Genomic DNA, 9,259 nt, shown 5'->3' with positions numbered 1-9,259 from the left:
CGATGCGCACGCCCTTCTTCGTCTTGGCCAGGTTCTCGGCCGAGAGGATGTTCTTGGTCTGCGCGGTCATGGGCGTGTGCAGCGTGATGAAGTCCGCGCGCGCCAGCAGGTCGTCGAGGTCGACCTTCTCGACCCCGAGGTCGACGGCCCGCTCCGGGGAGAGGAAGGGGTCGAAGGCGATGACGCGCATGCGCAGGCCCAGCGCACGGTCCGCGACGATGGAGCCGATGTTGCCGCAGCCGACGATGCCCAGCGTCTTGCCGGTGATCTCGACGCCCATGAAGCGGTTCTTCTCCCACTTGCCGGCCTGGGTGGAGGCATCCGCGGCGGGGATCTCGCGGGCGACGGCGAACATCATCGCGATGGCGTGCTCCGCCGTCGTGATGGAGTTGCCGAAGGGCGTGTTCATGACGATCACGCCCTTGGCGGTCGCCGCCGGAATGTCGACGTTGTCGACGCCGATGCCGGCCCGGCCCACGACCTTCAGGTTGGTGGCGCTTTCGAGAAGCTTCGCCGTGACCTTGGTGGCCGAGCGGATCGCGAGGCCGTCGTACTGGCCGATGATGGCGGCGAGTTCGTCCTTGTCGAGACCGGGCTTCACGTCGACCTCGACGCCACGCTCCTGGAAGATGGCGACGGCGGCGGGGGACAGGGCATCGGAAATGAGAACGCGGGGTGCCATGAATGGATCTCCTACATCCCTCCGGCGGGAGGGGCGGCGCGTGGGCGCCTGACTTGCAAACGCATCGAGCTGATCGAGCGCCTCCCTCCCCCGCAGGGGAAGGAGAGCGCCGTCTGGTCCGAGGGGGCCGAGGGTCTCAGGCCGCCTTTGCGAGGCCGGCCTTCATTTCGGCGTAGGCCCAGCCGACCCACTGCATGAGCGCGGCGACGTCGGCCGTCTCGACAGTGGCGCCGCACCAGATGCGCAGGCCGGGCGGTGCGTCGCGGTAGGCCCCGAGATCGAAGCCCGCGCCGTGCTTCTCGACGAGGTCGACGAGGCCCTTGGCGAAAGCCGCCTGCTGCTCCGCGGGCAGCGCCGCGACGTGCGGGTCGGACACCACGAGGCAGACGCTGGTGTTGGAGCGGATGGCGTCGGTCTTGGCCAGGAAGGAGAGCCAGCCATTCTTCGCCACGTAGTCTGCGATGACGGCGGTGTTGGCGTCGGCACGCGCGATCAGGGCCTCGAGGCCGCCGATCGACTTCGCCCACTGCAGCGCGTCGATGTAGTCCTCGACGCAGAGCATGGACGGCGTGTTGATGGTCTCGCCCTGGAAGAGGCCCTCGGTGATCTTGCCGCCCGAGGTCATGCGGAAGATCTTCGGCAGCGGCCAGGCGGGGGTGTAGCTCGTCAGGCGCTCGGCGGCGCGCGGCGAGAGGATGAGCATGCCGTGCGCGGCCTCGCCGCCCAGCACCTTCTGCCAGGAGAAGGTGACGACGTCGAGCTTGGCCCAGTCGAGGCGCTGGGCGAAGGCGGCCGAGGTGGCGTCGCAGATCGTCAGGCCCTTGCGGTCGGCCGGGATCCAGTCGCCGTTGGGCACGCGCACGCCGGACGTGGTGCCGTTCCAGGTGAAGACGACGTCGTTGTCGAAGTTCACCGTCGCGAGGTCGACGATGTCGCCGTAGCCGGCCTTGAGGACGCGGGCGTCCTTGAGCTTGAGCTGCTTGACGACGTCCGTCACCCAGCCCTCGCCGAAGCTTTCCCAGGCGAGCATGTCGACGCCGCGGGCGCCGAGCAGCGACCACATGGCCATTTCCACGGCGCCGGTGTCGGAAGCCGGCACGATGGCGATGCGGTAGTCGGCCGGGACGCCGAGGATCTCGCGGGTGAGATCGATGGCGAGCTTCAGCTTGGCCTTGCCCACCTTGGCGCGGTGGGAGCGGCCGAGCGGCGCGTCCTGGAGGGCTTGGAGGGACCAGCCGGGGCGCTTGGCGCAGGGGCCGGACGAGAAAAGCGGATTCGCCGGCCGCAGGCCGGGCGTCGGGTTAGCCATCTGATGTCTCCATCCTTGCAGATGGGCGCTCCCCGTTGGGGGGGAGTGTCCCGCCGCCGGACTTAGGCCAGAGCGACGGCCGCGTCAATTGCACCGCATAACGTCATGCGTTATGCTCCGGGATTATCGGGAGCTTTGCTGACAGTGAAACGAGGACCGAGAGATGTCGGGATCGTCGATGACCACGACTGATGTCCTGCCCAACCCCACGCCCGGGGAAATCCTGTCCGAAGAGTTCATGAAGCCGTTTGGATTGAGCCAGAATGCCTTGGCACGGGCGATCGGCGTACCGCCGCGAAGGATCAACGAAATCGTTCTCGGCAAACGGGCCATCACGGCTGACACGGATCTGCGGTTGGCCCGTTATTTCGGCATGTCGGAGGGATTTTTCCTCGGCCTGCAGACTGATTTCGACCTGATGGAACGTCGCAGGCTGATCGAAGGGGACCTCGCCAAGATCGTTCCGCACGCGGCCTGACGGAATGGCCTGAAATGCAATGGGGCCGGCATTCCTGCCGGCCCCATTCCGTTCTGATGCGTCGATGCGATCAGTACTTGCGCACGAGCGGCGGGGGCTCGTAGGCGGGGGCGTGGTCGGCCAGCATCCAGCGCAGGCCGATGCGGAAATCGTGGGAGTCCACGTTCTTGATCTTGCCGTCGAAGCCGCACTGTCCGCCGCCGGGGCAGATGTTGGCGCCGAGCTTGGCCTCGCCGAGGTTCAGGTAGCGGTATCCGAGCTCGAGCTTGAGGTTCGGGGCCACCGCGTAGCCGACGCCGGCCATCAGGGCCCAGGCGAAGTTCCAGCGGGTGTCGCCGTTGATCCAGCCGACCGCCAGCGTCTGCGGGCCGAAGTCGTAGCTCTTCGTCGTCTTCATGTAGGCGGTGCCGAGGCCGGCGCCGACGAAGGGGGTGAAGCCGCCCCAGGTGCCGAGGTCGACGTAGCCGTTGGCCATGAAGACGCCGCTGGAGACGGTGCCGCCGTCGTAGATGTCGTCGCAGACCGCGGCGGGGCAGAAGGCGGTGTAGGTCGCGCGGGCGCCGACCTTGGCACCCCAGCGGTATTCACCGGTGATGTCGCCGCGCAGCCAGCTGTTGAACTGGTAGCCGACGCCGGCACCGACGAAGCCGGCGTTGCCGGCGGTGTGCTCGACGAAGCTCGCCGTCGGCGTGTTGCTGATCGCGCCGTGGGACCAGTTGCCGGTCTGGTAGATGCTGCCGCCTGCGTCGCCGCGCAGATACCAGCCGCCGAAGTCGACGGGCTCCGGCGCCATCGGAGGCGGGGGCGGGAGGCGAAGCAGGTCCGCGGCTGCCGCCGGTCCGACCATGCCCAGGGCCAGGGCGCATGCCATCGCGAATTGCTTGATACCCATCACAACCATCCCTCGTCGCAGCGGCCGCGTGTGGCCGGTTCGTAGTGCAACCTGTGAGGGAAGATTCTCATGGGCCGGTAAACAGCCTCTTAACCCTAACTCTTTACCACGTTCTTTCATGACCACTTTAATGCAAAGGGCCGGATCGGTGTCCGATCCGGCCCTTTGCTGTGAAATCTTGCCGAATTCTTAATGCGATCAGGCCGCCACGCGGCGCAGGGCCTCGATCACGTCGTCGACGGCCTGCTCGACCACGTCCCGGTCGTCGCCTTCCGCCATGACGCGGATGACCGGCTCGGTGCCCGACGGACGGATCACCAGGCGGCCACCAGCGCCCAGCCTCTGGCGCGAGGCCTCGATCGCGGTGACCACCGTGCTCTCCTCCAGCGGCCGACCACCGGGACGCAGGCGCACGTTCTTGAGGATCTGCGGCAGGGGCTCGAAGCAGTGGCAGACCTCGCTCACGGGCCGGCCCTGCTGCTTGACCACGGCGAGGACCTGAAGCGCCGCCAGGAGCCCGTCGCCGGTCGTGCTGTAGTCGGACAGGATGATGTGCCCCGACTGCTCGCCGCCGACGTTGTAGCCGTGCTCGCGCATGTGCTCGAGCACGTAGCGGTCGCCGACCGCCGTGCGGGCCAGGGACAGGCCGATGCCCTGCAGGTGACGCTCGAGGCCGAGGTTCGACATCACGGTCGCCACGATGCCGGGCTTGGACAGGCGTCCCTCGTCGAGCCAGCTCTTGGCGACGACGGCCATCAGCTGGTCGCCGTCGACCAGCCGGCCCTTCTCGTCGATGATGACCACGCGGTCGGCGTCGCCGTCGAGCGCGATGCCGATGTCGGCCCGCAGCTCGCGCACGCGCTTGGACAGCGCGTCCGTCGCCGTGGAGCCGACGTCACGGTTGATGTTGAAGCCGTCGGGCTCGACGCCCATGGACACGACTTCCGCGCCGAGCTCCCACAGCGCCTCGGGAGCCACCTTGTAGCCCGCGCCGTTGGCGCAATCGACGACGATGCGCAGCCCCTCGAGGTCGAGATTGCGGGGCAGCGTGCGCTTGGCGAACTCGATGTAGCGCGCGTGGACGCTCTCGATGCGCTTGGCGCGGCCGAGTTCGGCCGAGCCGGACAGCCTGCCCGTGAGGTCGCCGTCGATCATGGCCTCGATCTCGCGCTCGGTGTCGTCCGACAGCTTGAAGCCGTCGGGCCCGAAGAGCTTGATGCCGTTGTCGTGGTAGGGGTTGTGCGAGGCCGAGATCATGACCCCGAGGTCGGCGCGCAGGGAGCGCGTGAGCATCGCCACGGCGGGCGTCGGAATGGGGCCGAGCAGCAGCACGTCCATCCCCACCGACGTGAAGCCGGCGACCATGGCGTACTCGATCATGTAGCCCGACAGGCGCGTGTCCTTGCCGATCACGACGCGATGGCGGTACTCGCCACGCTGGAACGCCAGTCCCGCCGCCTGTCCGACCTTGAGCGCCAGCTCCGGCGTGATGACCCGGTTCGCGAGACCGCGAATGCCGTCCGTTCCGAAATACTTCCTGCTCATTGGGCTCCTCGCATGGGTGATGCCGCCAGCCGGGGGACCGCAGACTTCTCGTCGGGGCCCGATGCTTATCGGCAGCGTTCCCTCGTTCGCAATGGCTTACCACCGAATGGCCCGGTCCGGCGATACGCCAGCGGCAGACCCTAGACGTCCCGGGTTACCGGCTTGTTCAAGCGACGGGCCCGCCGCGCGAAAACGCCCGGCCTGATGGCCGGGCGTGTCTGGGCGGGACGGCTTTGCACCGGGTCTCAGGCCTGCGGCTGAGGTTCCATGCCGGCGTCCGGCTCCTGGCGCGGGCGGCCCTTTCCGGCCGTCGGCACCACCGGAGCGGCACGGCTCGGCGGATCGTCGCCGACATCGCGCACCGGAGGCTTCCCGTTGAGCAGGTTGACGATCTCGTCGCCCGACAGCGTCTCGTATTCGAGCAGCCCGACAGCCAGCGTCTCCAGATCGTCCCGCTTCTCGGAGAGGACCTTGGTCGCCTCCTTGTAGCCTTCCTCGACGAGGCGGCGAACCTCCGCGTCGATCTTCTGGGCCGTGGCCTCGGAGATGTTCTGCTGGCGGGAAACCGACATGCCGAGGAACACCTCGTCCTGGTTCTCGCCATAGGCCACCGTGCCGAGCTCCGACGAGAAGCCCCAGCGCGTCACCATCATGCGGGCAAGCCGCGTGGCCTGCTCGATGTCGGAGGCCGCGCCCGAGGTCACCTTGTCGTGGCCGAAGACGAGCTCTTCCGCCACCCGGCCGCCCATCATGATCGCCAGGCGCGACGTCATCTGCTCGTAGCTCATCGACAGCTTGTCGCGCTCGGGGAGCTGCATGACCATGCCCAGGGCACGGCCGCGCGGGATGATCGTGGCCTTGTGGACCGGGTCGGTCGCCTTGACGTTGAAGGCGAGGATGGCATGGCCCGCCTCGTGGTAGGCGGTCAGCCGCTTCTCGTCCTCGCTCATGACCAGGGTGCGCCGCTCGGCACCCATCATGACCTTGTCCTTGGCGTCCTCGAACTCCTTCATCGTGACGATGCGCTTGCCGCGGCGTGCCGCGAGCAGGGCCGCCTCGTTGACGAGGTTCATGAGGTCGGCGCCGGAGAAGCCGGGGGTGCCGCGGGCGACCGTCTTCAGGTCGACGTCGGGCGCCAGCGGAACCTTGCGGACGTGGACGCGCAGGATGCGCTCGCGGCCGATGACGTCCGGGTTGGGGACGACGATCTGGCGGTCGAAGCGGCCGGGACGCAGCAGCGCCGGGTCGAGAACGTCCGGGCGGTTGGTCGCGGCGATGAGGATGATGCCCTCGTTCGCCTCGAAGCCGTCCATCTCGACCAGCAGCTGGTTCAGCGTCTGCTCGCGCTCGTCGTTGCCGCCGCCGAGGCCGGCGCCGCGATGGCGACCGACCGCGTCGATTTCGTCGATGAAGATGATGCAGGGCGCGTTCTTCTTGGCCTGCTCGAACATGTCACGGACGCGGCTGGCGCCGACGCCGACGAACATCTCGACGAAGTCCGAACCCGAAATCGTGAAGAACGGCACGTTCGCCTCGCCGGCGATGGCGCGGGCGAGCAGCGTCTTGCCTGTGCCGGGAGGGCCGACCAGGAGCACGCCGCGCGGAATGCGGCCGCCCAGGCGCTGGAACTTCTGCGGGTCGCGCAGGAACTCCACGATCTCCTGCAGGTCTTCTTTGGCCTCCTCGACGCCCGCCACGTCCTCGAAGGTCACGCGGCCGTGCGCCTCCGTGAGCAGCTTGGCCTTGGACTTGCCGAAGCCCATCGCCTTGCCGCTCGCCCCCTGCATCTGCCGGGAGAGGAAGATCCAGGCCGCGATGAAGACGATCAGCGGCATCCAGTTGACAAGCAGCGCCAGGAACCAGGGCAGGTTCTCCTGGAGCGGCTTGGCCGAGAAGTTCACGCCCTTCTGGGACAGTTTCTGCACCAGGTTCGGGTCGTTCGGCGAATAGGTCTGGAACTGCCGTCCGTCGGACAGGGTGCCGTGGATCTCGGGGCCCTGGATGACGACGTTCGAGACGCGGCCGGATTCGACCTCGTTCAGGAACTGGCTGTAGTTCATCTCGTAGGACGCGGTTCGCTGGCCAGGATTCTGGAACAGCGTGACGAGCGCCAGGACGAGCAGGAAGATGATCACCCAGAGGGCGAAATTGCGGACGTTCGGGTTCATTACCGATCGGTCGCCTTCGGTCGGCCCGGCGTGCCTGGAAGGGACGCGTCCGGACGGGTTGCATGGTCACAATGTAGGTCTGCGGACCCGCTCTGCCAAGGGAAGCAGACGATCCGCGCGGAAATAGCGACTCGTGCCAGATGCCGCATCATCCGGCCTTACACTACTAGCTCGTTCTTTGCAGGGCGTGAACGCGCGCTCCGACCACGAGCACGTTCGCCCTCGCGCACGATGGTGACCTCACCGCGGCGAAGCCGCACGATACACCCTGCGGCCGTCCGGGTCACTGCCCGACCTTCGGCGAAAGCCGTGGACAGGACCCCGGCCAGGCGCTCCACCCGCTCGAGGCGCGGCGGCATCGGCGAGCCGGCGGTCGCCTGCAGGGCGGCGGCGAGCACCCGGACACGGGTTTCCGCCGGTTCCCCGAACAGGTCCGGAGCGATCCGGCAGGTGTCGCCGGTCCGGCGGACGTCCCGCGCCGTCGCCGTGGCAGCGGCGGCGGAAGCCACCTCGTCCAGCCTCGCGAGGCGGGCGGCGAGGCGGGCGAGCCGCTCTTCCGTGAGCCCGCCTGCCGCCAGCAGCGGCATGCCCCGGCGCACCGCCGTGCGAGCGAAACGCGGGTCGATGTTGGAGGGATCCTCGATCCACTCCTGCCCGCTCGAGCGCAGGAAGGCGACGAGATCGGCCTTGGCGAGGCCGATGAAGGGCCTCGCGAGCGTGACGCGGCCGAGCGCCCTGCAGGCCTGCATGGCCGCGAGGCCCGTGGGGCCGCTGCCGCGCATCAGCCGCATCAGAACCGTTTCCGCCTGGTCGGTGGCGTGGTGCGCGGTGAGCACATGGGTCGCGCCGACCGACACCGCATACTCCTCCAGAAGCGCATAGCGCGCCTCGCGAGCCGCGGCCTGCAGGCCGGTGGACGGCTTGGGACCCGTCCAGGCCAGCGTGGCGTGGGGAAGCCCTTGCATGGCGGACCAGGCGGCCACCTGCTCGGCCTCGCGGGCGGCGTCCGGGCGAAGGCCGTGGTCGACGGTGGCGACGTGGAGGAGCGGACGCGGCCCCGTGCCGCTCTTCGCCCACAGGGCCGCGGCACACAGGAGGGCCATGGAATCGGCGCCGCCGGACACGGCGAGCACCAGGGCCGGAACCGTCTCGAGCCCCGCGAAGGCGGCGACGAGCGCCGTGGCGGCCCGCCCGTGGGGTGTCGGGGCCGGCTCCTCCGCCACGCTCAGCAGTTGCCGCGCTTCTGCTCCCGCTCGACGCCCGCCCGCAGATCGTTCGAGGAGTCGGGATACTTGCGCAGCACCTCGGCCAGGGTGGCGCAGGATTGCTCGGGCTGCCCCATGCCGCGCAGCGAAAGGGCCAGCTTGTAGAGGCTTTCCGGTGCGACCCTGGACTGGCCGTGGCTCTTATAGACCTTCAGATACTGCTCGACCGCGTCGGGATAGCGCTGGCGACGGTAGTAGGTCTCGGCCAGCCAGTAGGTCGCGTTGGGCACCAGCCGGTCGCGCGGCCAGGTCTGCAGGTACTGCCGGAAGGCCATTTCGGCCTGCTCGTACTGCTTCTGCTGCAGGAGGCCGTACGCCATGTCGTAGTCCTCCTTGGCGGAGCCGGTGCCCGGCGCGGCCACGGGGGTGGGCGCGGTGCCCATGACGGCCGGAGCCCCGGTCCGGGGCGCGGCGGCCTGGGGCATCGCGGGCTGGGGCATCGCCTGCGCGCTCGGCGCCAGGACGGTCGGGCCCGGCAGCGCGCCGGACGGCAGCGAGCCGGAGGGCAGAGATCCCGTGGGAAGACCCGGGGGCGACAGGCCGACGCCGCCCGCCGCGGTGCCTGGCCGGGCTCGCGTCGAGAGGTCGAGCGGGCCCGCCTCGCCGTCGTCGTCGGCGAAGATGCCGTCCATCGGCACGCCGCGGGCGGCCGGAATCCCGGCCGTCACGTCGCCCGGCACGTTGCCGAGCGTCCGGGGGGCGCCGGGCGCGTTCGGCTGGGAGGCGGGATCGAAGGCGTCGCCACGCTTTTGCGGCGCCGGGCCCGGGGCGGGCGCACTCGGCGCGGGGCGGGCCGGCTGGACGGTCGGCGTCGCGCCGCCGGCGGTCGGACGGGCGCCGCCCTTCATCTCCTGGAAGCGGAACTCGACGTCTTCCTGTCTCTTATACACATCTGACGCTGCCGACGACTCCTTACGTGT

8 protein-coding genes are annotated in these 9,259 nt (G+C 69.0%); 1 reads left to right on the top strand and 7 read right to left on the bottom strand.

Annotation, left to right across the window (positions count from 1 at the left end):
* Window positions 1-682, bottom strand: a 682-nt coding sequence (locus Q0Q47_RS30660; protein ID WP_293868911.1) for a hydroxyacid dehydrogenase, incomplete at its 3' end; no start/stop codon positions are given.
* Between the two features lie 136 nt (window positions 683-818).
* Window positions 819-1,991 (bottom strand): phosphoserine transaminase, encoded by a 1,173-nt coding sequence (locus Q0Q47_RS30655; RefSeq protein ID WP_293868909.1) that lies wholly within the window; start codon window positions 1,989-1,991, stop codon window positions 819-821.
* 163 nt (window positions 1,992-2,154) lie between these two features.
* Here Q0Q47_RS30655 and Q0Q47_RS30650 point away from each other — a divergent pair, with 163 nt between their 5' ends.
* Entirely contained in the window at window positions 2,155-2,469 is a 315-nt protein-coding gene (locus Q0Q47_RS30650; RefSeq protein WP_293868907.1) for a HigA family addiction module antitoxin, read from the top strand.
* A 70-nt stretch (window positions 2,470-2,539) separates the two neighbouring features.
* On the opposite strand, the gene Q0Q47_RS30645 is transcribed toward Q0Q47_RS30650, so the two are convergent.
* The 5 genes from Q0Q47_RS30645 to ybgF form a co-directional block, all read right to left on the bottom strand.
* On the bottom strand, window positions 2,540-3,361 hold the full coding sequence (locus Q0Q47_RS30645; RefSeq protein ID WP_293868905.1) for an outer membrane protein: 822 nt from the start codon (window positions 3,359-3,361) through the stop codon (window positions 2,540-2,542).
* A gap of 198 nt (window positions 3,362-3,559) precedes the next feature.
* Complete coding sequence (gene glmM, locus Q0Q47_RS30640; protein ID WP_293868903.1) at window positions 3,560-4,906, bottom strand: phosphoglucosamine mutase; 1,347 nt, start codon at window positions 4,904-4,906, stop codon at window positions 3,560-3,562.
* 245 nt (window positions 4,907-5,151) lie between these two features.
* Entirely contained in the window at window positions 5,152-7,074 is a 1,923-nt protein-coding gene (gene ftsH, locus Q0Q47_RS30635) for an ATP-dependent zinc metalloprotease FtsH (RefSeq protein ID WP_293868901.1), read from the bottom strand.
* Between the two features lie 158 nt (window positions 7,075-7,232).
* Window positions 7,233-8,297: a tRNA lysidine(34) synthetase TilS gene (tilS, locus tag Q0Q47_RS30630; RefSeq protein ID WP_293868899.1), complete on the bottom strand. Its 1,065-nt coding sequence runs from the start codon at window positions 8,295-8,297 to the stop codon at window positions 7,233-7,235.
* A gap of 2 nt (window positions 8,298-8,299) precedes the next feature.
* Entirely contained in the window at window positions 8,300-9,229 is a 930-nt protein-coding gene (ybgF, locus tag Q0Q47_RS30625) for a tol-pal system protein YbgF (protein ID WP_293868897.1), read from the bottom strand.
* Between the last annotated feature and the right edge of the window lie 30 nt (window positions 9,230-9,259).

It is taken from the genome of uncultured Alsobacter sp. (assembly GCF_945952055.1).
GTDB lineage: Bacteria > Pseudomonadota > Alphaproteobacteria > Rhizobiales > Beijerinckiaceae > Alsobacter.
Note: the sequence above shows the minus strand (reverse complement) of the source record. Positions and strands in the feature narration are given on the sequence as shown.

Excerpts from the sequence above, each read along its gene's own strand:
- Q0Q47_RS30655 (WP_293868909.1), bottom strand. The coding sequence starts at position 1,991 with ATGGCTAACCCGACGCCCGGCCTGCGGCCGGCGAATCCGCTTTTCTCG.
- Q0Q47_RS30650 (WP_293868907.1), top strand. The coding sequence starts at position 2,155 with ATGTCGGGATCGTCGATGACCACGACTGATGTCCTGCCCAACCCCACG.
- Q0Q47_RS30645 (WP_293868905.1), bottom strand. The coding sequence starts at position 3,361 with ATGGGTATCAAGCAATTCGCGATGGCATGCGCCCTGGCCCTGGGCATG.
- glmM (WP_293868903.1), bottom strand. The coding sequence starts at position 4,906 with ATGAGCAGGAAGTATTTCGGAACGGACGGCATTCGCGGTCTCGCGAAC.
- ftsH (WP_293868901.1), bottom strand. The coding sequence starts at position 7,074 with ATGAACCCGAACGTCCGCAATTTCGCCCTCTGGGTGATCATCTTCCTG.